Origin of the sequence: Candidatus Avelusimicrobium stercoris, assembly GCF_002437085.1 — a bacterium.
GTDB classification, from domain to species: Bacteria; Elusimicrobiota; Elusimicrobia; order Elusimicrobiales; family Elusimicrobiaceae; genus Avelusimicrobium; species Avelusimicrobium stercoris.
The window spans coordinates 15,307-41,037 of sequence record NZ_DJOA01000040.1; the positions used below are offsets into that span (position 1 = coordinate 15,307).

Below are 25,731 nucleotides of genomic sequence, written 5' to 3' on the forward strand. Positions count from 1 at the left end.
ATTCTGCATACGACTCCAAAAACAGATTAAATTTTTTAGTCTTCTAGACTTTGTACAACAGTTTAATTATAACAAAAAGCCGCGGGTAATTTGCGGGTCTTCCATACACAAATAGATGTGTGCCTTGGGAAATGCCTTGCGCAAAAGCGGCACCAAAAAGCGGTACGCTTCCACGCGCTGACTATCACCATAGCGCATTTTGCCGTCAAAATCCAGCAAAAATTCCCCGTCCAAAATCGTGTTGTCCGGGAATCTGTTTTCCACCACTTTTTTAAGTTCCCGGCTAAACCGCAACGTTCCCACGCTAATCCAAGCCACCTTGTCGTTAGGCAAGGTGTCGGCCATTTCCTGCACGGTGCGGGCATAGTCCGCCTGATAGCCGTCGTAAATAACCACCGGGTCAAAGTGAAAGCCCAAGCGGTACCCCTCACTTGCCACCTGCTTGGCCGCCGCCAAACGGGCAGACAATTTGGGGGTAAAATGCTCGGCGTAATCCGTAATTTTAGCGGAATTAACAGACCACGAAACGACCACATTTTCACATCCGCCCGCTTGCAAAAGCCCGCCGATGTTTACACTTTTGGTTTTAAATTCAAACTGTAAATGCGGGCGTGCGCGGAAGAACGGCACAATCTTTTGGGAGTATTGGGTCAAATCGTCAAATACCAAGGAATCGGTAAACTCCCCGCTGCCGATACGCGGGCGGTCAAACGGGCCTTTATGGAAAGTGGCTCCGTCAATTTTGGCCAAAAATTCCTCCACATTGGCCGGCAGTAGTACCGCGTGCAAATTTTGGTACTGCTGCAAAAAACAATACTCGCACTCAAAGCGGCAGCCGAAGCCCAAATTAACTAAATTGTATCCGCACCCCGCCGCCGCGCACGAGCACGGGCAGGGCTTTAAAAAGTCGTACTTTTCGCGGTGGATGAGCAAGGTATCCAAGCGTTTGGAAAAGTTAGGGCTGCCCACTTGTGTTTTGCCGTCTGTTTCCTTAAATTCAGCCTTGGGGAAAGCGCTCCGCACCCGCGCGGCCAGTTCGCTGGCCGCCACCGAAGTTTCAATATAAACGGTTTTGGGATAAAAGGGCCGCTCGGTTAAATCCGCCTTTAAGGCCGGGTTTAATTCCAACTTGGGCAAATAAAAGCGGTTTTTGGGCGCGGTTTTAAAATTGACGGGATAGCGGCGCGCAAGTAACTGTTTTTTGGCCACTTCAAAGGTGAGAGTTTTTTGAACGGGCAAAACCGCTTGCATAGACGCCTTTTCCCTTTTGCAAATTTCATATACGAGGCGCATAAGTTCGCGCAGTTTGTTTACGCCCAAAGCGGGCAAAAGAGCCAGTAAATATTTTTCTATTTCATCAGGCAGGTACACGTTTTTCCCTCCAAATATAATAATTGCTGCGCGGATAAAGCCAGGTCCGCCCCCAGTGCATTTTGATGCACTTGTTCGGGCGTACGCGCCCCTACCAGCACGCTTGCAGCCCCGGTGGTAAGGGCCCACGCGGCCGCCACCGCTCCGGGCGGAACGCCCAATTCTTGGGCCACATTTTTAACGCGCAAAACGGTTTTGCAAGCCTCTTCAAAGGCCGGGCCGCGGTAGCATTTATAAAAATAATTTCGGGCGTCTGCGCGGCGGAAATTGGGCTCTTTCTTATACTTGCCGCTTAATATTCCCCCGCACAAAGTGCCATAACCGATAAACCCAACGCCCAGTTCGCGGCAAGCGGGAAATACCGCTTCGCCCTTTTGCGGGTGCAAAAGAGAATACTCGTTTTGCACGCTGGCGACAGAAGTCCGCCCGCAGGCTTGGCGCAAGTCGTCCGCCGTAAAATTGCATACGCCGATATAGCGGATTTTGCCTTGCGATTGTAACTTAGTTAGCGTTTCCAAGACTGTTTCTAGGGGTGTTTTTGGGTCTAAATAATGGATTTGATACAGGTCCAAATAATCGGTTTGCAAGCGGGAAAGCGAGGTTTCCAGTTGGCGGATAAGGGCTTGCGGGGCCAAATCGTGGTCCGTCCAAGAGCCGTTCTTGACGAGCCCGCATTTGCTTGCAAGCAATACCTGCTGGCGGCGGCCTTTTACGGCGCGGCCGATAAGGGCTTCACTCTCCCCGTAAATCGGCGCGGTATCCATCCAGTTAATCCCTGCGTCCAGCGCGGCGGAAACGGTGTTTAATACATCTTTTTCATCCGTTTTTCCCCAATCCAACCCACCGCCAAAAGACCAACCGCCCAGGCCCATAGCGGAAAGGAATAACTCCGTTCGTCCCAAGCGGTTGTATTTCATAAAATATTTGGTCCCGGCAGGTTTATGCTTTCGGCATACCGAAACTGCCCATTGCCTGCGCGGCCATACCTTGGCTATCGCGCACGGCCTTATTGATAACGGCCTTCAAATCCTCTGCGATTTCCGCCTCGCCAAAGTTTTTAATCAGCGCGTCCACGCGCACTTCCTTCACTTCCTGCGAGCCGGAAATGGTTACCTCAAACAAATGGCGCGGGCTGTCCACCTTGATTACCATATTGTCCAAGCGTTTTTTGATTTCTTCCATTTGGCTTTTAAGTTTCCACAAATCTTTTAATTGTCCTAATTTATCAAACATACTACCCCTCCTTCTGATTTTTTATATTGTAACTTTTATAAGTCCACCGCCGCAAACGTGCGCACAAAAACGGCGCTGCACCGCACCGAACGCCCGGGAAAAATCTTTTCGGCCGCCCGGCGGTAAGCGTTCAACTGCAAGCGGTACTTTTTATCTAATAATTGCTTTTCCTGCCCCGGTTTTACTTTATCCGTTTTGTAATCCACAATCCACACGCGGTTATCCGCCCCTGTTAATACGGCGTCCATTACGCCGGATTCCACCTCGCCGTTTTCCTCTAAATACGAAAAAGGCATTTCGCACGCCAACACCCGGCAAGCGGAAAGTTCGGCAAATAACGGGCTCGTCGTAAATGGCAATAATACCTTGCGTGCATCTCCGGCCCGGTGGGGTACGGCGCATTGTGCGGCGGCCGATACAACGGCCTGCTCGGGAGGCTGCTTTTGCGCGAGCATTAATTCCAACGCCCGGTGGCACACCGTGCCCAATTCGGCCCCGGCGCGCTGTTCCTCCGTCAATAAATTAGGGTCAGCCATTTCGCTGGGGGCGCGCAAGTGGTCCCCGCTAATCCACTTTTGGTAGCGGGCCAAACGCTCCTCATATACCTCGCGCCAATGCTTAATATTTTGGGCCGTTTCCGGGTTCGCGGCGTACTCGTTATGGCGGTAGCGGAAATTTTCTGGCGGCTCATACGCGGCGTATTCCACGGGTACGGTTAATTCCCCGTCAGACACTTCTTTGGGCAAGGTTTCCTCGTCCGGGAACAACCCGGCAGACGCAAACGGAGCGGCGGCCTTTACGGCCCCCTTGCGCGCATCAGCCACCAACAGCAGTTTTTCCTTAGCGCGCGTTAAAGCCACATACAGCACGCGGACTTCTTCGCACTTGCCGTGCTTTTTTTGTTCTTCTTCCAAAAAGGCTAAATTTACATCGCAGATTTTCCCCACCCTTAGGCCGTGCATATTGTACTGCCAAGAAAAAATATGCAGGACCGGGTCAGAGGAGGAAGAGGAATCCTTCTTCGTCATATCCGCCAAAATAACCACCGGGAACTGCAACCCCTTGGACTTGTGCACCGTTAGTACAGACACCGCATCCAACGCATCGTCGGTGGTGGAAGCCCCCAAGCGGTCCGGATGTTCTTCCAGTAAGGTTTGCACGTCCGCCAAAAATTGCGCCAGCGAAGCCGGGCCGTCCGCCGCATAACCGTCCGCCAGCCCCACCAGCCGCTTTAAGTTGCCCAGCGTCCGTTCGCCCTCGTACGAGGCCGCGCACGCTTCGGGCAAAAAGGTATCCTCTAAAATATCGGTTAAGAAATCTTTTAGCCCTCTGCGCCCGGCCAAGCGGGCATATTTATTTAAAACGGCAAACGCGCGGGAAAGTTTTTCGTCCGTGGGCCGCACATAAAGGGAAAGTTCCCCCCGTTTGGCCACTTGATACAATTCCTCGTCCGTAAATCCAAATAGCGGGCTGCGCAGTACCCCGGCAAGTGAAATTTTATCGTCCGGGTCCGATACGGCACGCAAAAAATTTAAAAAGTCGCTTACTTCCTGTTTGCGGTAAAATTTCTTGTCCGTTTCCACGTTAAAGGCTATGCCGCGGCGGCGCAGGGCCTCGGTATAGGGCGTGGCGGTGGTGGCGGCGCGCGTGAGCAGGGCAATATCCTTGTATTGCAATTTGCTTCCATCCGCCAAGGTTAAAACGCCTACATTTTGGCTAATCCAGTCGGCTATGCACTCGGCTTGGTTATCGCGGAAATCGTCTGCGGAAGGTAATTTCCCTTCGGGTGCGGGCACAAAAACCCATTGCACGGCCCCGTTGCGCACCGTTTTACTGGTGTAAATGGGCACATAAGCGGGTTGAAAGGCCGTTTGCTGAATCATTGCGCGGGAACAAATGGAGTTGGCGGTTTCCACAATTTCGGGCGTACTGCGGAAGTTCTCCTGCAAAAAGCACTTTTCGCCACCTTGCCGCAAAATCAAATCGGTAAACAGTTCATACGCCGTAATATCCGCCCCGCGGAAGCGGTAAATGGACTGTTTGGGGTCGCCCACTACATACAATTTACCCGGCTCCAAACGCACATCCTGCCAACGGGAAGCGCGCGTGTTTTTGGCCTCGGCTAAAAACAGCAGCAGTTCCCCCTGTACAGGGTCCGTATCTTGGAACTCATCAATAAACAACACGTCAAATTTGGCTTTTAACTGTTCCCGCACGGACGGATTTTGCAACAATAAGTTACGGGTTTTAACAATCAAATCGTCAAAACTCAATAGTCCTTCCCGCGCGTAGTCCTGCCTAATAAGAGCGGTTACATCCTTTACCAAGTCATACGCGGCCAGAAACAGGCGTTGTTTTTCGGGCGTGGTTTTGCCCGCAAAATCCACGAGCGAGCAAGCCTCGTCAAACGCTTCGTCATCCCAGCCCTTGGCTTGGTCATTGGAAGAAAGTTTAACGTATTCCCCCGCGGGCGCGGCCGGGGTTTCCCCCTTTAAAAAAGCCGCCGTCCGCTTTAAAGATTCCGCCGCCCACAATAGCATTTTTTCCACCTTGCGGGGCTTCTTCACTTCCGCCGAAAAAGACTCCGCCATTTCCTGGGCGCGCGCGGCTTTTTCCAAGCACGAGGAAGCCAGCAAATTTTGGTGGGCATAATAATCGTAAGATTCTATTTTGCCGCTGCAAAGTTCCGCCGCAAAATCCTTTAAGTCCGGCAGGGAAATTTCCGCCAACACCTGCTTCCATTGGGCGGCGCGGGGTGCATTTGCCCCCAGTTCGCTATCCAAAAAAGCGTTCCAACGCGCGTTAAACAGTTGCGCGGCCTTTTGCCCCGCATCAATTTGCGCATTGGGCGAAAGCCCGGCTTCCAGCGGAAAGGATTTTAAAATATCGGCGCAAAAGCCGTGAATCGTGCCAATGGAAGCGCGGTCCAAACGCGAGAGCGCCGCTTCGGCCCGTTTTACCAACTCTTCGGGCTTTACCGACGGGAAATGCTCCCGCAAGAGCGACAAAGTGCTATCCTGGGTTCCCTTTTTAACGGCGGCCACTAAATTTTGCAATTTGGCGACAAAGCGCGTTTTGATTTCGGCGGCGGCTTTTTCGGTAAACGTCAGCGCGACCAATTTTTCAACCGGCGTATTTTGCGCCAGCACCGCCAAACACAGGCGGTCAATTAACAGGGTGGTTTTGCCCGTACCGGCCCCGGCCTCTACCACAATATTCACACCCATACGCGTTTGCGCCTGCAAGCGGTCTTCGGTAAAACTCATTTGACTGCCTCCTGTAACGATTTGTAGGCCGCACTCTTGCGCGCACGCAAAAGCGACTTAAAACTATCCCGGCGGCAAACCGCCGCATACGGACAATATTGGCACTTTTTGTCATCGGGGTTAATAAAGAAAACCCCGTTTTTTACATAATCCGTCAGCAATACCAAAAATTGGCAAGCGCGCGGTAATACGTCTTCAAACGCGGCGGGTAGCAAGTCGCTGCGGTGGTATTTGGGGCCAATAGCCAACAGGCAAGAACCCGCCGACCCGTAGCCTTTTAGTCCCGGCAGTTGGCGCGCAATCAGCACATACACAAAGGGCTGAAAGATAAGATGTTTAAAGATATCCGCCGCCAAGTCTTTGGTGCCCTTGCGGGAAGATTTATAATCATCAATGCGGAAGAGTTTATGCTTTTCATCAATATCCACCCGGTCAATAATCCCGCGCAGACGCAGGGGCAGTTTTTCGGACGGCTCCAACGAGACGGGAATTTCAAACTTGGCAGGCACAAAATCACCTTGGTCGTGCAAATCGGCCAGCACAAATTCGCCCAGCAGGTCCTTGATATCTTGCAGTAAAAGTTCCCACACCACGGGATAAATGCCAAACTGGCGGTAACTGTCTGCGCGGTAATGTTTTTCAACTGCTTGGTTCAAATATTCCAAGGCGGCCTCGTCAAACAAATCGTGCGTAAGCCCGCGCTTAAATAAATCTTCGTAGAAATCCTTTAAAATTTCGTGATAAACAGTTCCGCGCAAATTGGGCGGCAACTCCTGGCGGCTTAACGGGTCGTCGTCTTGGCGCAGTTTAAGGCCCTTTTCAAAAAAGATACGCATCGGGCATTGGCCCAACTTTTGTAAAGTAGAAGGCGAAAAACCCAACTTATCTTCCTGCGCAAAAATTTCCGCCCCGCTGCTAATTACGCCGTCATACGCGTTTAGCGGGCCGTTTTTGGCCAGTTCGCCCGCGGCGGCAAGAGCGTCTTCAATCCCAGGCGTCAGCAGTTGCGCCAACTCATATTTTTTAGCGGCGTTTTCCGGACTAAAAATAAAGGTGTAAGAAAGTTCCTTGGGCGTTAAAAAATCCTCGGCAACGGCCGATAACTTTTCGCTAAACCGCCCGCTGACCCGCAAAGCACCGTCCGCCTGCCAGTTGATAAGCGTAGCCCGGGCTAGTTCCGCCAAATAAACTGACGGAGAAACCTCTTTCCCGTCCGAACCGCCCCGCGCATACAGAGCGTATAATTTTTCCCGCGCCGAAGTAGCCGCCGCAAAAAAGAAGAGTTTTTCCTCATCGCCCCTATCCAAACTTTGGTTAATCCAATAGCCCAGCACATCACGCAGCACATAGCGGTAATAGTCGCGCAGAACGGGGTCCTCGGGCATTAACAGAGGGAAAATTTTATCGTTCAGCCCCAGTAAAAATACCGCCTTAAACGAAAGCCCGCGCGCGCGCACGGCGTCGGTAAACACCACCCCGCCGCGGACGGGTTCGGCCTCGTTAAACGTAAGCCCGCGCACCGCGTCGGCCAGTTCTTCCAAAAACTCGCCCGCCTGCGCCTGCGCGCGCAGCACGCCATACGAAGCCAAACTTTGTATGCGCTCGCACACAGCACGGTAAATTTCCGCTTCTTTGCCTTCAAAGGTTTCCTCGTCCGTCAGTTCGCGCAGTAAAGCCAAGGCTTCCTGCGACAATACGCCCCACTCCGCCGCGCGGCCCAACTGTTCCAATCGGTCTTTGATATGCGTCAGCCACGATAAAAATTCCGGGTCGTAGTTCTTGGTTTGCGGCAACAAATCCTGCCATTGGCTAAAATCGCGGTTTACGATCGAGCGCGAAATAAGCGCGCGCCATTTATTTTTGGAAGCGTGTTTAAAATACGGAGACGACACCACCGACAGCACGAGGTTACGCTCAAAACCATTTTGCGCCAAGGCAAATAAATTCAAACAAAACACGCCCAGCGGATAATGCGTAACCGGGAACGAAAAAGACGCATTAAGCGGAATACAGTTTTGCTTAAACACGCGGCGCAGTTCGTCCTGATAAGGGGTAGCCGTGCGGGCAATCACCGCAATATCGGCAAAGGAGTAGCCCTCTTTTTCCACCAAGCGCAAAATTTCCTTGGCGGTAAAAAACAACTCGCCGGAAGCATCCCCCGCACTTACAATTTGCACGCCCGGGGCATTTATCCCCTCTCCCGCCGAAAAAACGCTTTTAGCGGCCGGCCCCAACGCGCCAAAATCGTCCGCTTCTGCGTTTTCGCCGCCGGAGGACAGCCAGTTAGCCTCAAAAAATTTCCGGGCAAAATGGTACGCCGGGTGATTCATATACGGCGCAAAAACCGCCACCGGGTAATGCCCGCGCAAACGGTTCACCAGTTCCAACTGGCGGCCGGGCATATCGTAAAACCCGTAAAACACAATTTGTTTAAAGCCCTTTAAAAAGGCTGATTTTTCCACCTGCGCGAGAGCCCGCTCAAAGGCCGCCTGATACGGGCGGTAGCCCGGCACATTTTGCTGGGCCTGTAAATACCGACGGTAAAGGCGGTTTAACCAAATAAGCCGCTCCTTGTCCGCTTCCAAGGCGGTGTCCGAAGCGGTACGCACATACTCGTCTATTACGTCCGGCCCGGCCAAGGAGTCCTCCAAGTCGCGCAGGGAACTTTTAACCGCCTGCACAAACCCGCGCGAAGCGGGATAGCGGTTTAGGCCCGGCTCCTGCAATAAATTTTTAATTAAAAAATCACGCAAATTGTCTTGCGGCAAAAGCGGCAAGGTTGCGCCGGGGGCTTCACCGTCCAGCACGGACACGAGCGCGCCGCCCGTCATAAAATGGATATTGGCCGCCGCGCCAAATTCCCGCGCCAAGCGGTTTTTTAATTGGCTGACCACCAAGCCGGATGAACAAATCACCAGCCACGGGGCCAACGCGTCCGTGCGTTCGCTGCGGACGTAACGGACGAAGGCATTTTCCAACGAAGGGTAATGGGCGTAAAAGAGTTTCATAAAATTGTAAAATAGAGATATTATTTTATCTTACATTTTTGGAAGCAAATATGAAAACACTTATCCTTGTACGCCACGCAAACGCCTTATCCGGCTTGGAAGCCCGTGTAAATACGGACGCCGAACGCCCGCTTTCTAACGAAGGCAAACAAAAAGCCGCAAAAACCGCACAGGCCTTAAAAGAGCGCGGAATTGTACCGCAAATTATTTTGACAAGCCCGCTTTTGCGCGCGGAGCAAACGGCTGAAATTTTGAAACAAACCTTGGGCGGGCAACTTTCCAAGGAAACGGTTTTAAACGGTCTGCACGCCGACCGCGAGGTATGCGAATTTTTAGCCGGGCAAATGCAAGAATACGATACAGTGATTGCCGTCGGCCACAACCCCAATGTGGCGTATGTGTTGCACCTGTTTTGCAAAGAGGTTCACCACTTTGCGCCGGGCTCCTTTGCCGTGTTGGATTTTGCTAACCCGCACCGCCCCCAATTAACCTGCTTTGGAGAGTAACCGATGACGATTTTTGATGCGGTTTTGCTCGGTTTATTACAAGCGTTAGGGGAATTTTTGCCTATTTCCAGTTCGGCCCATTTGGCCCTGTTGCCGTACTTCCGCGGGATGGAATATCAGGGGCTTGCGTTTGACGTAATGCTCCACGCAGCCACGCTACTAGCCGTGCTTTTGTACTTTGCCAAGGATTGGTTCGTGCTGATTAAAGACGGACTGACTCATCCCACCACGCAAGAGGGGCGTAAACTGTGGTATTTGGCCGCCGCCACGGTGCCTGCCGCCGTTGCCGGATATTTCCTTAACGATTTAGCGGAGAATACTTTTAGAAATCCGCTAATGATAGCCGTTTGCTTAATGGTGTTTGCGTGCCTACTCGGCTGGGCCGACAAAAAGGGAAGCAAAAACCCCGATACGCCCATTACGTTTAAGGTGTTGATGATTATCGGCTGTGCGCAGGCCTTGGCGCTTATGCCCGGCGTATCGCGCAGCGGTATTACTATTACAGCGGCGCTTTTGCTGGGGTTATCGCGCAGTGCAAGCGCGCGGGTTTCCTTTTTGTTATCCACGCCCATTATCGGCGGGGCCACCCTTTTGGAACTGCGCCACTTGGCCCCGGCGGATTTTAATATGCCGCTTTTGTGGGGCTTTGTCAGCGCGTTTTTGGGGGCGTTACTCGTCATTGGCTGGCTGATGAAATACATCAAAACGCACAGTTTTAATGTGTTTGTTTATTACAGACTGCTTTTGGGGCTTGTGATTATAGCGTTTTACTTTTGGAAATAGCGCAAAAAGGGCGGGCCTTAAAAGCCCGCCCTTTTTATAGTTTATTATCCGGTTATTTAGCAAAGGCTTTGGCCTTATCCACCGTTGCGCCAATAGTGTCAGCCAAAATCTTTTTTAAGTCCGACGCGGCCATAACGTCCATACCCGCCGCCGTGCAACCGCCGGGAGTAGCCACCTTTTGGGCGAGTTCCGCCGCAGAAAGCCCCGTGCTTTCCAACATTTTGGCAGCCCCGATAACCGTCTGCAACGAGAGCGCCGCCGCCTGTTCCTTAGGCAACCCGTAAGCCGCGCCCGCCTGCGCCAAGGCGTCAATAAAATAATACACAAACGCCGGGCCCGAGCCGGAAACAGCCGTCGCCGCGTCAAACACAGGCAAAGAGACCTCAAAGGTCTTTCCAAGCCCGTCAAAAAGCCCCATTACCTCGCGGCGGGTGCGTTTGGGCGTTTCCGCCGCAAAGTGGAAGAGCGTTACTCCCTCGCCCAGCGACAAGGGCGTATTGGGCATAATGCGGATAATGGGCCAGTTGGGCAAAACCTGCTGGATTTTTTCCACGCTCCACCCCAAAGCCATACAAATAAGTGGCTTGGCGTTTACGCCGCTTGCCACAATTTGCTCCAATACGGACGGCACCTGTGCGGGTTTTACGGCAATAAACAGCCAGTTTGCATCGTGGATTACGCGCAAATTGTCCGTGCTCGCGTCAATCCCCAATTCGCCGCGCAGTTTAGCGGCCGAGTTTTCCGTATGCACGGAGGCGATAATATCCTCTTTGGGCCACCCGTGCTTTAAAAGTCCTTTAATAATGGCTCCGCCCATTTCTCCGGCGCCGATAAAACCTAATTTCATTATTTGCTCCCTAATTTTCTATGCGTAAACGGTTTTGCGTTGGGGCCCACATAATCAGCCACAATTTGCCCGTTTCCATATAACTTATATTTGTAAATCGTCAGCCCTGTTAAACCCACCGGGCCACGCGCGTGCGTTTTGCCCGTGCTGATGCCCACCTCGGCACCAAAGCCATAACGGTATCCGTCCGCAAAGCGGGTAGAAGCGTTGTGATACACGCCTGCCGAATCTACTAAATCCATAAACACTTGGACTTCGTCGTGATTGGCGGTTAAAATACAATCGGTATGGTGCGAGCCATAGCGGTTGATGTGTTCCACAGCCTCTAAAATATTTTTAACCTGCTTAACAGAGAGTTTCTTTTCCCCGTATTCGGTATGCCAGTCCGCCACCGGGCCGGACACCGGGGCCAGTTTGGCGATATCTTCCCCGCCGAACAGTTCCACCCCGTGTTTTACCAAATGTTCCAGCAAATCCTTTTTAAAGGATTCGGGCCACGCTTCGTCAATCAGCAGGGTTTCCACCGAGTTGCAGGCTGAAGGGTACTGCGTTTTGGCATCGGTGCAAATTTGTTTGGCCATTTGCACATCCGCCGAGCGAGCCACATAAATATGGCACACGCCGTCCGCGTGCCCCAAAACCGGGATTTTGGTGTTGGCCTTTACATAAGCCAAAAGCGAATTGCCCCCACGGGGAATAATTAAATCAAAATATTTATCCAGCGCCAGCATTTGCGCCGATTCCTCACGCGAGTGAATTAAATTAAGCGCATAAGGGGGATAACCGGGCACCGTAGCCAGCGCATTTTGAAGCACTTTGGCAAGAGCGTCATTGGTGTGCTGGGCTTCTTTGCCGCCTTTTAATACAACGGCATTACCCGACTTGGCGGTAAGCGCCGCAATTTGCGGCACCACATCGGGGCGCGCTTCAAAAATCACGCCGATTAAGCCAATGGGGCAAGAAATCTTATACAGGTTCAGGCCCTCGTCCAGTTCCGTGGCGGACAATACCTGCCCGACCGGGTCCGGCAGTTCCACCATTTCTTCCACCCCGCGGATAACCGTTTCCAGTTTGTCGCGCGTCAATTTTAAACGTTCGTAGAGGGCCGGCTTCATTTTTCCGGCTTCTACGGCTTCTTTGGCGGCCTGCAAATCTAACTGGTTGGCCTGCAAAATTTCATCCGCGTGTACGCGCAAGGCGCACGCCATAGCGTTTAAGGCGCGGTCCTTGGCTTCGGGCGGCAAAGCGGCCAATACATAAGAGGCTTCTTTGGCCTTGGCGGCAATTTCAGATACGTTCATACAAATCCTCACAGTAAAACAATGTTGTCGCGGTGGACGGTTTCGTCATAGTTTTTATAGCCGATTTTCTTGGCGATGTCTTCCGAGCGGCAGCCCGCTATTTTGCGGCACTCTTTGGACGAATAATTCACAAGTCCGCGCGCAAATTCCTGCCCGGCTTCGTCTAAAATGGAAATAGCGTCCCCGGCCTCAAACTCGCCCGCCACAGCCGTAATTCCGGCAGGGAGCAGGGAAGAGCCCTTTTCGCACATTGCCTTTTTGGCCCCGGCGTTTACCGTAAGCCCGCCCGCCACATTGGTAGCGTAGGCCAACCACAATTTTTTACCGGGTAAATTTTCTACGGGCAGAAAGAGCGTGCCCTTAAAATCAGGTCCGAATAATGAGGATACCGCCCCCGGCTTTTTGCCGTAGGCGATAATCATCGCCGCGCCCGAGCGCGTAACCACCTTGGCGGCTTCCAGTTTGGTCTTCATCCCGCCGCGGCCGCGCGAAGAAGCGCAAAAGCCCAAGGCTTCTATCTCTGGCGTAACGCCCTTTACCACGTCAATTAATTTGGCGTTTTTATCCTTGCGCGGGTCGCCATTGTATAACCCTTCCACATCGCTCATTACACACAGCAAATCCGCATCCATCCCGCTGGCGACAAGGGCGGAAAGTTTATCGTTATCGCTAAAACACACATTAACGCCCTTTTCCTTGTATCCGCGCAATTCGTTGGTGGAAACGGTGTCGTTCTGGTTAATCACCGGGATACAGCCCAGTTCCAGCAAGCGGTTCAAAGTATCGCGCAAACTTAAATAGCGGCTTCTGTGGGAAAAATCATCCTCGGTAAGCAATACCTGGGCGGCCACAACGCCCAACTGTTTAAAACCGTCCTCGTAAAATTTCATTAGGCTAATCTGCCCCACCGCCGCGCAGGCCTGCTTTAAGGACACCACATCCGGCGCACTCGTCAGCCCCAAGCGGCGTTTGCCCATCCCCACGGCCCCGGAGGTAACAATCATTACCTCTTTGCCTTGGGCACGCAAGGCGGCGATATCTTCCATAAAAGAATACAGACGGGACAACGCCAAGTCGCCGTTATCGGTGCTTAATGCGTTGGTGCCGAATTTAAATACAATACGTTTTGCTTTTTTAATCAGGTCTTTCATAAATTACTGTTGCCCGGCAGGTTTAACCGTGGAAAATTCACAGCGGTTGTTAAACGGACACGCGGCGCAATGCTCCAAATTAGGCTCAAAATCCGCCACTTCAATTTTTTTGCCGATGTTAATAAAGGTCTCCAAAATTTTCTTTTCGTCAAACGCTTCAAACGGCGCGCTCATCTGCTTGTTAAACGCCACAAAATAGAAAGTGCATTTGCCTTTCTTCATATTCCAAGCGCGCTGGGCGCCTACGGCGTAAATGCCCATTTGCAGGGAATCGGTTACCGGCAGGGAAAGGTCCACATCCGTTCCGGTTTTGTAGTCAATTACTTCCCAAGAACCGTCGGGCAGTTTATCTATGCGGTCAATCTTGCCGCGCAAGGTCCATTGCCCTTCCTGAAAGATAAATTCCCGCTCGGTGCTGTCCACGGTGGTTTTGCGCTCGTATTCGGCTTGGGCGTAGGTTTCCAACATTTTTTTGCCCTTTAAATACCACTCCATTTGCTCGCCTGCGCTGGAATATCCGGCGCCCAGCCAGCAATCGTCGTAATAAGACAACAGTTCCGAGGGGTCGTTGCTTTCCTTGTGGTACGCTTCCAACGCGCGGTGGATAGACACACCCAAAGAGGAGGCGGGCACCAGCCCTTCGCGCTTGCCCTCAATATATTTGTACTTATACAAAACGGGACATTCCAAATACGTTTTGATTTTGGAATAGTTTAATTCATATACATCGCTATACATTGGCGGGTTCGTCCTTTTGCGTCTTGGCGCGCAGGAAATGCACCAAGGTATCGCCGTATTTTTCTACGCGGTAAATTTCCAGCGTGTCCGGCACGGCAAACTCTTCGGTCTTGTGCGTTTGCAAAACGATAATACCGTTTTTAGCAAGCAACTTGGCATCGGCCACGTTTTTTAACGCGGGCTCGGACAGCGCCAACATTTTGTTGTTGATGTCGCGGTACGGCGGGCCCATAAAAATAATATCGTAACCTTCATTATCGCTGTACGCCAACAGAAAATCAAGCGGTTTTAACACATCCCCGCGGATTACCTTGGCGCGGTCCGCAAAGCCCAAATGCTCCAAGTTGCGGTGGATATTTTTAATACAGGCGGGCTCTCTGTCCAGCATTACCGTACGCATCGCCCCGCGGGAAAGCGCTTCCAAAGACACATTCCCCGTTCCTGCGAATAAATCCAGCATCATAGCCCCCGTAATGCGGGGGCGCAAAATATCAAAAAGGGACTGTTTGATACGGTCCGAAATAGGTTTTACGGGCAAATTTTTAGATACGGAAAAAATTCTGCGCCCGCGGGCAGTTCCGGCAATAATACGCATAATAATCCTTTATAATTGGGCAATGCCTTCCTTCAAGGCAAAGCGCACCAGTTCGGCCTGTTTGTGGATGCCGAGTTTCTTCATAATATTGTTGCGGTGCACGTGAATTGTATTTAACGAAAGATTAAAGGTTTTGGCAATCTGTTTGCTGCTGTAACCTTCGGCAATCAGTTGCAGGACCTCTTTTTCTTTGGGAGTCAGCCCCGTGGCATCGCGCTTGCGGGCCGAGGTTTTGCCCAAGAACCCTTGCACAATGTATTTGGACACTTTACTGCACAAATAAAAGCGTCCGGCTGCGACTTCTTCAATCGCATCTACAATTTCATCGGCGGTGGAAACCTTAACAATAAAACCCTTCGCCCCGGCTTTGAGCGATTTTTCCACCGAAACCCGGTCGTCATACATACTCAGCATAACCACCTTGGCTTCTGGGTCGCGCTTTACAATGCGTTCCGTGGCCTCTATCCCGTTTAAAAGCGGCATAGAAATATCTACTACATACACATCGGCCGGAGTCTTTTCGGCATATTCCACCAAATCCTTCCCGTTGGCAATCTCAGCCACAACTTCCATATTTTTGCCTAATTTTTCCAGCACGGCGCGAACGCCTTGGCGTACAATGGCGTGGTCATCCGCCAATACAATTTTTATACTCATTTGTTCCCCCCGTAAACCACGCACGGGCACGACACTTCAATACGTGTTCCCTTGCCCGGTGCGCTTTTAATAGAAATAGACCCGCCCAAAAGTTGCACGCTGTCCTTCATTGCGCGCAAACCCACTTGGCGGATGGAGCCTCCCTTCATCGGCTTAAAGCCAACGCCGTCGTCCTGCACAATCAAATGGGCGGTAAATTCGTCCCGTTCCAATAGTACATAAATATTTTTGGCCTGTGCATACTTGGCAATGTTTGTTAAGGCTTCTTGCACGATACGATAGAGCAAAATCTTTACGTTGTCGGCCACTCCGGTAGAGTCGCCCTCCGACTTATAATCAAATTTGTACGGGATATGCAGCATTTGGCTGATGTTATCCAACAGTTCCCGCACCGAGCCGCCCAAGGCGCCGTCGTTTTCCAAACTTGGCGGACGGAGCGACACCACAATATTTTTTACCCGCTCAATACTGTCTTTAATCTGCTTATCCAATTTGGCTATTTCCGTCAACGCCTGTTTGGTATCGCCCTCTTTTACGCTGGCTTTTACCAAACTTAAAAGAGCCGTTAAAATAACCGCCGAAGAGCCAATTTCATCGTGCAGGGATTTGGAAATTTCCCTTTTTTCGGCTTCCCGCTCGGCCAGTAAAATCTGCGCAAAGGTCCGCGGCGCGGCCCCTTCCTTAAGCATATTGGGTTCGTGGTAATTCCGGGCCCAGTGGGTAATATCCCGCGTGAGCGCCAGTACCGTAGATACGGTGCCTTTTTCCCCGCGCAGAGGGATTAACGTTGTTTGGTAAAAAAAGTGCGTACCGTCCTTTTCAAATCCCCACTCATAATGATAAACAGTCCCCTTTAAGGCCTGTTCCAAGGCCTGCAAATGGAGCGGTACGCCGCGTACATCCTCGGTGGAGCAGTCCAACACATTGCTAATAGCCGTAATTTGGCGCGTTTTAACGTCAATTAACACCACGGCGTCGTACCCTTCCACCCCGTGTTTTTTTATCGTTTCCAAATCTTTGGCGCAATAAGCGGTTTGGCGCGTGGTTACGGGCCCCGCCAGTTGCTTGCATTGGAAACAAAAGCGCGACGGCTTTTGTGTTTCTTTGGAAATCGTTTTCTTTGTCATAGACGGCCTCTAATACACTCTATAAGATATTCTACTATATTTTGCGTATTTTTCTATAAATAGGGTTCCTGCGCGCGTAATAAGGAGAAAGACACTTAGATTTGATATAATTTTGTATATGTCTAAACGCTTAAAAAAATTGATTTTTTCTAAATTATTTCTTTTCTCCGCATTAGCGGGGCTATTTGTATTTATTATTGTTTGTGCGGTATTTATGCGCTACATCTTTTCCGGCCTGCCGCCCGTGTACGAAATGGAGGAATACACTCCGGCCGTTACCACCAAGGTTTTTGACCGCAATAACAATTTAATTCACGAATTTTCCATTGAAAAACGCAGTATGGTGCCGCTGGAAGATATTCCGGTGGACCTGCAAAACGCCGTTGTGGCTATGGAGGACCGGGAGTTCTTTTCCCACCCCGGCATTTCAATCCGCGGCATCGTTCGTGCGGGGTTATATGACCTTGTTGCCGGCCGCGCCAAACAGGGGGCTTCTACGCTTACCCAGCAACTTTCGCGCGGGGTGTTTTTAACGCAGGAAAAGAAACTCATCCGCAAAATCCGCGAAGTTATTTTGGCTATTCAAATTGAACACAAGTTCAGCAAGCGGGAAATTTTGCAGTTATATTTAAACGAAATTTATTTAGGCAGTGGTTCCTACGGGGTAAAGGCCGCCGCCAAAAAGTATTTTAATAAAGAACTTTCCGAACTGACCACAGGGGAGGCCGCCCTCATCGTGGGTTTAATTCCCGCCCCGGGGCGCTATAACCCCTTTGCCAACCCGGACCTGGCCCGCCAACGCCGCAATTTGGTACTGGACGTAATGCAACAGCAAAATTATATTTCCAAGGAAGAGTTGGAAAAAGCCAAAAAAGAGCCCCTGCCCGAAAAACAAACGCAGGAAGAAGCCCAGCCCGGACAATATTTTATTGAGCACATCCGCCGCATTTTGGAACCCAAATACGGTATGGACGTATTGTGGAAAGCGGGCTTAAATATTTACACCACCATTGACATTAAAGAGCAGGCCTTGGCCGAGCAAATAATGAACAAAAAACTCCAAGAGTACGACGAGCAGGTGGCCAAAGGGTTAGGCATTGAAATTGACCCCAACGACGCCGAAGCCGACACCGCAAACGCTGAGGAAGAGGCCGATACCCAAACGCCCAAGGAAAACTATCCCCGTCTGCAAGGCGCCTTTATGGTGCGCGACGTTAAAACCGGTGCGGTACGCGTGATGATTGGCGGACGCGGCTTTGACGAAAGTAAATTCAACCGCGCTACGCAGGCCAAACGCCAGCCGGGTTCCTCTTTTAAGCCGTATGTGTGGATGGCCGCTCTGCAAAAGGGTTACACGCCCGCTACCCTGGTAAAGGATTTGCCCACAATGTTCTATTACGACGGACGCAACTGGCGCACCTTTAACGAAAACTCCGATTTGTATTCCTTGGATTTAGCCAAGCAATCCTTTATTGCCAGCAAGGATTTTAACGTATGGGTTCCCAAAAACTATGGGGAGCGCAACGAGGGGTGGATTACCTTGCGCAAGGCATTGGAAAAATCCAAAAACCTCGTAGCCGTCAATTTGATTGACGCTATCGGCGTGGGCGAAGTAATCCGCGTAGCGAGAAAGGCGGGCATTACAGCCCCCTTACCGCGCGTTCCGGCCTTGGCCTTGGGCGTAAGCGTGCTTGCAATGGATGAACATTTGGCCGCTTTAACCACTTTTGCCAACGGCGGTATCCACACCGACAACTACTATATTGAACGCGTGGAGGACGCCAACGGCCGCATTTTGGAACAGCACGTTCCCATAGAGGAAGCCGCCTTCTCTCCGCAAAATTCGTACCTGCTTATCAATATGATGAAAGGCGTCGTCCAGCGCGGGAGCGGGGCGTATGTATCGCGCTTGGGCCGCAACATTGCGGGTAAAACGGGCACCACGCAGAGCCACCGCGATATGTGGTTCGTGGGGATGACTCCGCACACCGCCGCCGCCGCTTGGATGGGATACGACGACGACACTTCTCACGAAAACGGAGCGCGTTTTACAGGCAGCACCACGGCCCGCTGGTGGACCGAAATTATGCAGGAAATTTTAAAGGACGAACCCAACGACGATTTTGCCGTGCCGGAAGGAATTTCCTTTGCATATGTAAACCCCATTACCGGCAAACTGGCTATGCCCAGCGAGCGGAACAAATTTTTGGAAGCCTTTATATCCGGCACCGAACCGCAAAGTTTCTAGCCGTTTAAGGCAGTATTTATGAGCCACGCAACTAAATCCTTCACCCGTTACTACGGCCTGCCAAATGGGGCCGCCAAGGCGTATTTTGCGTGCCAAACATATCTAAACCATAACAAAAGCGCGGTATTTATTACCGCGCACGATACGGACGATTTTGACAACGCCGCCAAGGAATTTGCCCCGCGCGGAGCCGAAACGCTCACCTTGCCGGAAACCGATACCGGGCGGATGAACGCGCTCTTTGCGCTGATTTCTCCCGCAGGCGGCCCGCGGCTGTTAAGCACCAATTACGAATCTCTTTCTACCCCGCTTCCAACCCCACAGGACTTTAAAAACCGTCTGTTTACTGTCCGCCGGGGCGACACCCTGCGCCGCCAGGAATTATTGGACCGCTTGGAAAATTCCGGCTACGGGCGGGAGGAATACGCCGAAGCCCCCGGCCAATACGCCGCGCGCGGCAGCGTAGTAGATATTTTTTGTTTAAACCGTCCCGAACCCTTGCGCCTGTATTTTGCGGGCAACCGCGTGGAAATGATTAGCGCCTACGACTTAGACACGCAAAACACCAAGGAGCACGTGGAACAAGCCGATATTATCCCCTTAAAATTTAAAGACACTCCCGCAACCTTGGCCGACTACTTACCCGGATTTTCGTTTATTTTTGACGAGCCGGATAAAGAGTTTGACCTGTCGGCCTATCCCAACTGCGCGGTTACAACCCTGCTTCCGTCGGCGGACGGCGTGAATTTTGGCCTAAAAGCCAATGTGCCCTTTAACGCCAATATGGACCTACTAGATAAAGAAGTAGCCGGCTTGCAGGCCCATAACATTGTGGTAACCATTTGCTGTTTAAACCGCGGCGAATTGGACCGTATGGGTGAATTGGCCGCCGATTATGAACATCTAAAAAAGGCCGCCTTTAAAATTTCCCCCTTAACCCAAGGTTTTTGCAGTCCGCAGGAGCGTTTTGCGTTGATCACCTCCAACGAAATTTTAAACCGCCGCTATAACGCCGCGCGGGTAATTAAACATTTTGATATTGAGGGTGCCAAACGCGTGCGCTTTAAAGAGTTACAGGCGGGCGATTACGTCGTCCACCAAGAGCACGGCATCGGGCGGTACTTGGGGTTGGAAGTAATGGATAAAGAGGAAAACCCCACCGACTGCCTGATTATTGAATACCGCCGCGGAAGCCGCCTGTATGTGCCGATGTACGACTTTAAAAAGGTGCAAAAATACATTGGCGCCGGGGGCAAACGGCCGACGCTGTCCGTATTGGGCGGGGCAACGTGGAAGGACGTAAAAAGCCGCGTAAAAGAAGAAGCGCAAAAGGCCGCCAAGGAAATTTTGAAACTGGAAGCCCTGCGGCAAGCCACCCCAGCGCCCGAAATTTCGGGCGACGCACGTATTGAACAGGAATTTGCCGACTCGTTTCCCTATGTTTTAACGCCGGGGCAAGAGCAGGCCATCCGCGAAACCTTGCACGATTTGGACCTTTCCAAACCAATGGACCGCGTATTAGTAGGCGATGTGGGCTTTGGAAAAACCGAAGTGGCTATGCGCGCCGCCTTAAAGGTGGCTTTATCGGGCAAGCAAGTAATGGTGTTGGTTCCTACGACCATTTTGGCGGACCAGCATTATAAAACTTTTTCCAAACGGTTGGCGGGCTTCCCGGTAGTGGTACGTATGCTTTGCCGCTTCCAAACCGCCAAGGAGCAAAAAGCCGTCATAGAAGAATTAAAAAACGGCGTATGCGACATTATCATCGGTACGCACCGCCTGATGAGCAAAGACATCCGCTTTAAACAATTAGGCCTTGTGATTATTGACGAGGAGCACCGTTTTGGCGTAAAACAAAAGGAAAAAATCCGCGCGATGAGCGCAGGCGTTCACTCCTTGATGTTAAGCGCCACCCCGATTCCGCGCACCCTAAACCAATCGCTCGCTTCCCTGCGCGACATTTCCCTTATTGATACGCCGCCCCGGGGCCGCACGCCGATTAAAACCGTGGTAACCGCCTGGAATAACGATTTGGCCGCGGCGGCCATTACGCAGGAACTCGCCCGCGGCGGGCAGATTTACTATGTCTATAACAGCGTGCAAAGTATGGAATCACGCTATCTGTTCCTTAAAAAACTCGTTCCGCAGGCGCGTATTTGTATGGCGCACGGCCAAATGAACGAAAAGGAACTGGAACAAACCTTGTGGGACTTTAACAAAGGGAAATACGATATTCTGCTGGCCTCTACCATTATTGAATCAGGCATAGACATTACCAACGCCAATACGCTGATTGTGGAAAACGCCCAAAACTTTGGCCTGGCGCAGTTGTACCAGTTGCGCGGGCGTATCGGGCGCGGCAGCACCAAAGCCTATTGCTATTTGTTCCACCCGGATTGGCTGCTTAAAAAACCCGCCGAAAAAGAGGACAACTTTACCGATTTAGCCGCCGTGTATTGGAAGCCCAAAGAGGAAAAGGACCCGACCGAAGAAGCCCGCCAACGCTTGGCCGCATTAATGGAATTTAGCGACCTGGGCAGCGGGTTCCGCTTGGCCCTGCGCGATATGGAAATCCGCGGCGCGGGCGAATTATTGGGCGTAAAACAGCACGGATATGTAAACGAGGTGGGCCTTAGTTTGTATTGCGATTTAGTGGCCGCCGAGGTCAAAAAATTAAAGGGCGAGCGCGTGGAGCGCAACCTGCAAGCCAAGGTTAATTTGCCCCTGCCCGCCTATATTCCGCCCGATTACCTGCCGGACGACGCCGAACGCCTAAAATATTATAAGGAACTGATGAGCGCGGACGAAGCCAAAACCAAAACGCTTTTGGCCCGTTTGCAGGATTTGTGCGGCCCGGTTCCGTCCGAAGTGGAAAACTTAACCAAACTCTTTTTACTCTCCAACCGCGCGGGCAAGTTGGAAATTTATCATATAGATTGGGTGGACGGCGCCTTGGAAATGCTGTTCACGCACCGTTTTAAAATGCCGCCTGCTTTTCCGGGGGAACTTTTTAACCGCTTCGGCCCGGGGAACATAGAATTTGTAAAGTCCAAAAACGGCGACGGGGTGCGCATTATTGCCCCCGAGTGCAAGGACCCGTTACTCTTTACCCAGCAAACGCTTGCGTTTTTTGAAACCATTTTACGACAGGAAAAATGATATAGTATATGAATATGAAATATCCGTTTTTACTCTTACTGCCGCTCGTGCTGGCGGGGTGCCATAAGGATTCCGCACCCGTGCAAAACCTGCCCGCCGCCCGTATTGGCAAGCAAACCATTACCGAGCAGGACATTAACGACCGCCTGCCGCTCCTGTCCGCCGAGGACAGGGAGTTTGCCAAAACTCCGCTGGGCCGCCAAAACCTGGTACAAATCATCACGCGCGAAAAATTAATCGCCGCTGATGCCCGCGCCACAGGAATAGCAGATTCGGACGAATACCGCTCCCTGCTGGCTGACAAACGCGCGCAACTGGACCAAATTTATAATGAATTTGCCGCCGACACATTAGAACGCCTTTGGTACCACAAATTAGAGGAAGAGGGCGCCCTTTCCGTCAGCGACAGCGAAGTGGACGATTACTTTAAAAAATATCCCTACGAAATGACGATTAAGCAAATTATCGTGGATAATGCCCAAACCGCCGACCAAGTTTTGCGCACCTTAAAATCTTCCCCTTCGCGCTGGAAGGAAATGGAACGGCAATACAGCATTGCGCCCGACGCCTTAAAGCAGTTTTCCTTTATGCCGGGGGAATACCTAGATAATATCGCCGTCATTGCGGCCAACTCGCCCGCCGGAAAACCGCAGGGCTTCTTCAAAACGGCGCAGGGATTTCATATAATAATGAAAACAGGGGAACGCCGCCTGTCCAAAAAAGACGCCGAACCGCGCATACGGGAAGTGCTGAAAAACAAAAAAACGGACGACGTGCTAGACTCTTTAAAAAATAAATACGAGGTTGTAATCTATGAAAAAAGCGAATAAGTTATTTCTCGCCGCATTACTGGCGGTGTTGGGGATGAATTTACAAGCCAAGGTGATGGAATCCTCCGTCGCCACGGTAAATGGCCGGCCCGTGCTGGCTTCGGAGTATGACAATTACTTGGAAGGCGTTGTGGAGCAATACAAGGCCGCCGCGCCGGACTTTTTAAAACAGCCCTACGCCCAAGATATTTTGGGCCGCGAGGTGTTAAAGGAACTGATTTCCAAGGAACTGTTGTACCAAGCCGCCGAAGAAGCCAAAATCCAGGTAAAGGATTCCGAACTGGACGCCGGATTAAATGAAATTAAGGCCCGCTTTATGGTGGACGAAACCACCGGCAAGCAGGATGCCAAAGGCGCGGACAAACGCTTTACCGAAGCGCTTAAAAAGCAAGGGATGAGTTTAAAGGCGTACAAAAATAAACTTTCCAAAGATATTGCCGTGCGCAAATTAATGGAGCAAAAACTCCAAGCCACCGTTACCCCCGTGGAAGAGGCCGACGCCAAAGCCCTCTACGCCAATGTGGAAGCGGTAATGAAGAACAACACCAAAAAAATCAAAGCGCTTGAAAAAGAAGACCCCGTAAAACTCAAAGAAGCGCAAGCCATTGCCGCCAAATTAAAACAACTCACCGGCGAACAGGTGCGCATCGGGCACATTTATTTGGCCACCACCAAGGATATGAAACCCGAGGAAATCGCCAAAAAAGAAGCCTTGGCCAAACAAATTAAAAAAGAATTGGACGGCGGTATGGACTTTTCCGTGGCCGTTAAAAAATACACCGAGGACAAAAACGCTCTCGCCAGCGGCGGCGATATGATTTTGATTAAAGGCATCGCCCCCAAGGCCATTGACGACAAAGCCTTTACCTTGGCCGTCGGAAAAGTAAGCGACCCGATTAAAAGCGAAGTCGGCATCCACATTATTAAAATTAAAGAAAAACGCGCCGAACGCTCCATTTCGTACGAAGATATCTCGCGCGATTTGGCCCAGTATCTGGCCCAACAGCGCGTACAGGCCGCTATGGGCAAATACATTGAAGAATTGTACGACAAAGCCGACGTGAAGGTTACGAAAACCTTTGAATCGGATACGCTTTTAAAAGAAGAAGCCGCCAAGCAAGCCGAAGCCAAAAAGGCCGAAGTTAAAAAATAATTCTTGGCAAAGCCGTACAGATAGTTATAAAATAAAAGGGCAACTTGCTGCTTTTTCCCGAAACTTTATTTTGGAATACGGTATGAAGCCCATAGTTTTGATTACTGCCGGGGACCCGTTGGGGATTGGCCCGGAAGTAACAGTAAAATCTTTAAAGAACCCGCTCGTACAGCGCGCGTGTCTCCCGGTAGTCATCGGGGAACCCACCTCGCTGGTGCGTGCGGGTTTTTCGGATAAATTGGCCCGTTTGATTGCTATTGACGCTTCCGCCCCCCTGCCGGGAAAACCCATTCCATCCTTTGCGGGCGGGGAAACTTCCTACAAGGCGGTGGAACTGGGCATAAAACTGGCCCTTAAAACCAAAAGTCCGCTGGTTACGGCCCCCATCAACAAACAAAGTTGGGCTCTGTACGGCGTGCCCTACACAGGGCATACCGAACTGTTGCGCGAGCGCGCAGGCAAAGAAGGACTAATGATGTTTGTCAGCGGGAACCTGCGCTGCGGGCTCGTAACGGAACATTTTGCCATTGCGGATTTGCCCCGCTTGCTGACAAAGGAGCGCATTGTAGAGTCTGCCATACACTTTAACAGCGCCTTAAAGCAACTGGGTATAAAAAGCCCCCATATCGCCGTGTGCGCCCTAAACCCGCACGCAAGCGACAATGGCAAATTCGGAACTGAGGAAAACGAGGTAATTTTGCCCGCGGTAAAGGCCCTGCGCCGCCACAAAATAAAGGCCGAGGGCCCCCTGCCCGCAGATGCCTTGTGGTTGGCCCACGCGGCTGGAAAATACGACGGACTTTTGTGTATGTATCACGACCAAGCCCTGCTGGGCCTAAAACTGGCCGCAAAAAAGCCGATTGTGCACATTACGGCAGGGCTAAAATTCCTGCGGGTTTCCCCCACCCACGGCACGGCCTTTGACATTTCGGGGCAAAACATTGCCAACCCGTCCAGTATGACTGACGCGCTTTTATTTGCCGCCGCCCGCGCCAAACCACCCAAAATATTTTGAGAAAACCACCCCGCCGGATATATACCCGGCGGGGTGGTTTAAAAAATTTTACAATTAGCAGCCAATCTCCGTAAAGCCCAAATTTTCCAATCCCATTTTACTAATATCCACATAACAACTGGCATAAGAATTAGTATGGGAACCATCCCTATTAAAATGGGCATCAACATAATAATTGGGGGCCCCGCCGCTTTCGCGTCCGGACGCACCTGCCTCACGCCCCCAAAGGCCTACCAAGAGGTACCCCTCTCTCAGATCAATACAAAGGTCTTTGGAATTACAATAATAACGCCCGTTCCAAGTAAAATCAGGAAAATTCACATCTAACGACTCCATATCCATCCCGTCAGTAGAACCATTAGCCAAAACATACATATTGATTGCTTTTTCCATTGTGCGATAGACGGTTATCATTTCGGTTACCCGGGCTTTTTCCACCGCCTTGGTGTATTGCGGTACCGCCACCGCTGCCAAAATGCCAATGATAAGCACGACTACTAGAAGTTCTATCAAGGTAAAGCCCGCTGTTGCAGTGCGGCCACTTGTTGGTAAGCCGTCATCCCGTAGTGTCTTTATACGGGATCTGCCGTTGTAGTGGTAGTTGTCATCCCGGGCGTGGACCCGGGATCCAGTCCGTTTATTAGAAAAACTCCTTATTTTATTTCTGGATTCCAGGTTCCCGCTTGTACGCGGGCCCTGGAATGACAATAAAGTATTCATAAAATTTTTCATTTTTTCTCCTT

Annotated in this window: 20 protein-coding genes; 7 read left to right on the forward strand and 13 right to left on the reverse strand. The window is 51.2% G+C overall.

Features of this window, described 5'->3' with window-relative positions:
• Nucleotides 1-66: 66 nt before the first annotated feature.
• From B2118_RS06060 to B2118_RS06080, 5 genes are read right to left on the reverse strand one after another with little or no spacing between them, the layout of a single operon-like run.
• Complete coding sequence (locus B2118_RS06060) at nt 67-1,371, reverse strand: SPL family radical SAM protein (protein ID WP_428054159.1); 1,305 nt, start codon at nt 1,369-1,371, stop codon at nt 67-69.
• Nucleotides 1,350-2,288, reverse strand: a complete 939-nt coding sequence (locus tag B2118_RS06065) for an aldo/keto reductase (protein WP_428054161.1) — start codon at nt 2,286-2,288, stop codon at nt 1,350-1,352. The genes B2118_RS06060 and B2118_RS06065 overlap by 22 nt, the downstream gene beginning before the upstream one ends.
• A gap of 22 nt (nt 2,289-2,310) precedes the next feature.
• Nucleotides 2,311-2,604 (reverse strand): YbaB/EbfC family nucleoid-associated protein, encoded by a 294-nt coding sequence (locus B2118_RS06070; RefSeq protein WP_428054163.1) that lies wholly within the window; start codon nt 2,602-2,604, stop codon nt 2,311-2,313.
• A 35-nt stretch (nt 2,605-2,639) separates the two neighbouring features.
• Nucleotides 2,640-5,870 carry a UvrD-helicase domain-containing protein gene (locus tag B2118_RS06075; RefSeq protein ID WP_428054165.1) on the reverse strand — a complete coding sequence of 1,077 codons (3,231 nt, stop codon included), beginning with the start codon at nt 5,868-5,870 and terminating at the stop codon, nt 2,640-2,642.
• Nucleotides 5,867-8,878 carry a PD-(D/E)XK nuclease family protein gene (locus tag B2118_RS06080; protein WP_428054167.1) on the reverse strand — a complete coding sequence of 1,004 codons (3,012 nt, stop codon included), beginning with the start codon at nt 8,876-8,878 and terminating at the stop codon, nt 5,867-5,869. Before B2118_RS06080 ends, B2118_RS06075 begins: the two co-directional genes overlap by 4 nt.
• 50 nt (nt 8,879-8,928) lie before the next feature.
• Between B2118_RS06080 and B2118_RS06085 the strand changes: the two genes are divergently transcribed.
• Together B2118_RS06085 and B2118_RS06090 are read left to right on the forward strand one after the other, a co-directional pair.
• Nucleotides 8,929-9,384 (forward strand): SixA phosphatase family protein, encoded by a 456-nt coding sequence (locus B2118_RS06085; protein ID WP_428054169.1) that lies wholly within the window; start codon nt 8,929-8,931, stop codon nt 9,382-9,384.
• A 3-nt stretch (nt 9,385-9,387) separates the two neighbouring features.
• On the forward strand, nt 9,388-10,167 hold the full coding sequence (locus B2118_RS06090; RefSeq protein WP_428054171.1) for an undecaprenyl-diphosphate phosphatase: 780 nt from the start codon (nt 9,388-9,390) through the stop codon (nt 10,165-10,167).
• Between the two features lie 52 nt (nt 10,168-10,219).
• Here the strand turns inward: B2118_RS06090 and proC are convergent, their stop codons facing one another.
• Genes proC through B2118_RS06125 form a run of 7 tightly spaced genes read right to left on the reverse strand, consistent with a single transcriptional unit; the run spans nt 10,220 to nt 16,583 of the window.
• On the reverse strand, nt 10,220-11,014 hold the full coding sequence (gene proC / locus B2118_RS06095) for a pyrroline-5-carboxylate reductase (RefSeq protein ID WP_428054173.1): 795 nt from the start codon (nt 11,012-11,014) through the stop codon (nt 10,220-10,222).
• Complete coding sequence (locus B2118_RS06100; RefSeq protein ID WP_428054175.1) at nt 11,014-12,315, reverse strand: glutamate-5-semialdehyde dehydrogenase; 1,302 nt, start codon at nt 12,313-12,315, stop codon at nt 11,014-11,016. The genes proC and B2118_RS06100 overlap by 1 nt, the downstream gene beginning before the upstream one ends.
• Before the next feature lie 8 nt (nt 12,316-12,323).
• Entirely contained in the window at nt 12,324-13,466 is a 1,143-nt protein-coding gene (gene proB / locus B2118_RS06105) for a glutamate 5-kinase (RefSeq protein ID WP_428054177.1), read from the reverse strand.
• A 3-nt stretch (nt 13,467-13,469) separates the two neighbouring features.
• Nucleotides 13,470-14,204 carry a RecB family exonuclease gene (locus B2118_RS06110; RefSeq protein WP_428054179.1) on the reverse strand — a complete coding sequence of 245 codons (735 nt, stop codon included), beginning with the start codon at nt 14,202-14,204 and terminating at the stop codon, nt 13,470-13,472.
• On the reverse strand, nt 14,197-14,799 hold the full coding sequence (rsmD, locus tag B2118_RS06115; protein WP_428054181.1) for a 16S rRNA (guanine(966)-N(2))-methyltransferase RsmD: 603 nt from the start codon (nt 14,797-14,799) through the stop codon (nt 14,197-14,199). The genes B2118_RS06110 and rsmD overlap by 8 nt, the downstream gene beginning before the upstream one ends.
• Nucleotides 14,800-14,808: 9 nt before the next feature.
• On the reverse strand, nt 14,809-15,456 hold the full coding sequence (locus B2118_RS06120; protein ID WP_428054183.1) for a response regulator: 648 nt from the start codon (nt 15,454-15,456) through the stop codon (nt 14,809-14,811).
• The gene (locus tag B2118_RS06125) at nt 15,453-16,583 is read right to left on the reverse strand and encodes an ATP-binding protein (protein WP_428054185.1); all 1,131 of its coding nucleotides are present in this window, start codon (nt 16,581-16,583) and stop codon (nt 15,453-15,455) included. Before B2118_RS06125 ends, B2118_RS06120 begins: the two co-directional genes overlap by 4 nt.
• A 118-nt stretch (nt 16,584-16,701) precedes the next feature.
• On the opposite strand from B2118_RS06125, the gene B2118_RS06130 reads away from it, so the two are divergent.
• The 5 genes from B2118_RS06130 (at nt 16,702) to B2118_RS06150 (ending at nt 24,988) form a co-directional block, all read left to right on the forward strand.
• A complete protein-coding gene (locus B2118_RS06130; RefSeq protein WP_428054187.1) occupies nt 16,702-18,831 on the forward strand; it encodes a penicillin-binding protein 1A in 2,130 nt (709 codons plus the stop codon).
• Nucleotides 18,832-18,849: 18 nt separating this feature from the next.
• Nucleotides 18,850-21,990, forward strand: a complete 3,141-nt coding sequence (locus B2118_RS06135) for a transcription-repair coupling factor (protein WP_428054189.1) — start codon at nt 18,850-18,852, stop codon at nt 21,988-21,990.
• Nucleotides 21,991-22,004: 14 nt separating this feature from the next.
• On the forward strand, nt 22,005-22,820 hold the full coding sequence (locus B2118_RS06140) for a peptidylprolyl isomerase (protein WP_428054191.1): 816 nt from the start codon (nt 22,005-22,007) through the stop codon (nt 22,818-22,820).
• Nucleotides 22,804-23,973, forward strand: a complete 1,170-nt coding sequence (locus B2118_RS06145) for a peptidylprolyl isomerase (RefSeq protein ID WP_428054193.1) — start codon at nt 22,804-22,806, stop codon at nt 23,971-23,973. The genes B2118_RS06140 and B2118_RS06145 overlap by 17 nt, the downstream gene beginning before the upstream one ends.
• Before the next feature lie 82 nt (nt 23,974-24,055).
• On the forward strand, nt 24,056-24,988 hold the full coding sequence (locus tag B2118_RS06150; RefSeq protein WP_428054195.1) for a PdxA family dehydrogenase: 933 nt from the start codon (nt 24,056-24,058) through the stop codon (nt 24,986-24,988).
• 54 nt (nt 24,989-25,042) lie between these two features.
• Here the strand turns inward: B2118_RS06150 and B2118_RS06155 are convergent, their stop codons facing one another.
• Entirely contained in the window at nt 25,043-25,720 is a 678-nt protein-coding gene (locus B2118_RS06155) for a pilin (protein WP_428054197.1), read from the reverse strand.
• Nucleotides 25,721-25,731: the final 11 nt, after the last annotated feature.

Coding starts and splice junctions, on each gene's coding strand:
- B2118_RS06065 (WP_428054161.1), bottom strand. CDS start 2,288: ATGAAATACAACCGCTTGGGACGAACGGAGTTATTCCTTTCCGCTATG.
- B2118_RS06070 (WP_428054163.1), bottom strand. CDS start 2,604: ATGTTTGATAAATTAGGACAATTAAAAGATTTGTGGAAACTTAAAAGC.
- B2118_RS06075 (WP_428054165.1), bottom strand. CDS start 5,870: ATGAGTTTTACCGAAGACCGCTTGCAGGCGCAAACGCGTATGGGTGTG.
- B2118_RS06080 (WP_428054167.1), bottom strand. CDS start 8,878: ATGAAACTCTTTTACGCCCATTACCCTTCGTTGGAAAATGCCTTCGTC.
- B2118_RS06085 (WP_428054169.1), top strand. CDS start 8,929: ATGAAAACACTTATCCTTGTACGCCACGCAAACGCCTTATCCGGCTTG.
- B2118_RS06090 (WP_428054171.1), top strand. CDS start 9,388: ATGACGATTTTTGATGCGGTTTTGCTCGGTTTATTACAAGCGTTAGGG.
- proC (WP_428054173.1), bottom strand. CDS start 11,014: ATGAAATTAGGTTTTATCGGCGCCGGAGAAATGGGCGGAGCCATTATT.
- B2118_RS06100 (WP_428054175.1), bottom strand. CDS start 12,315: ATGAACGTATCTGAAATTGCCGCCAAGGCCAAAGAAGCCTCTTATGTA.
- proB (WP_428054177.1), bottom strand. CDS start 13,466: ATGAAAGACCTGATTAAAAAAGCAAAACGTATTGTATTTAAATTCGGC.
- B2118_RS06110 (WP_428054179.1), bottom strand. CDS start 14,204: ATGTATAGCGATGTATATGAATTAAACTATTCCAAAATCAAAACGTAT.
- rsmD (WP_428054181.1), bottom strand. CDS start 14,799: ATGCGTATTATTGCCGGAACTGCCCGCGGGCGCAGAATTTTTTCCGTA.
- B2118_RS06120 (WP_428054183.1), bottom strand. CDS start 15,456: ATGAGTATAAAAATTGTATTGGCGGATGACCACGCCATTGTACGCCAA.
- B2118_RS06125 (WP_428054185.1), bottom strand. CDS start 16,583: ATGACAAAGAAAACGATTTCCAAAGAAACACAAAAGCCGTCGCGCTTT.
- B2118_RS06130 (WP_428054187.1), top strand. CDS start 16,702: ATGTCTAAACGCTTAAAAAAATTGATTTTTTCTAAATTATTTCTTTTC.
- B2118_RS06135 (WP_428054189.1), top strand. CDS start 18,850: ATGAGCCACGCAACTAAATCCTTCACCCGTTACTACGGCCTGCCAAAT.
- B2118_RS06140 (WP_428054191.1), top strand. CDS start 22,005: ATGAAATATCCGTTTTTACTCTTACTGCCGCTCGTGCTGGCGGGGTGC.
- B2118_RS06145 (WP_428054193.1), top strand. CDS start 22,804: ATGAAAAAAGCGAATAAGTTATTTCTCGCCGCATTACTGGCGGTGTTG.
- B2118_RS06150 (WP_428054195.1), top strand. CDS start 24,056: ATGAAGCCCATAGTTTTGATTACTGCCGGGGACCCGTTGGGGATTGGC.
- B2118_RS06155 (WP_428054197.1), bottom strand. CDS start 25,720: ATGAAAAATTTTATGAATACTTTATTGTCATTCCAGGGCCCGCGTACA.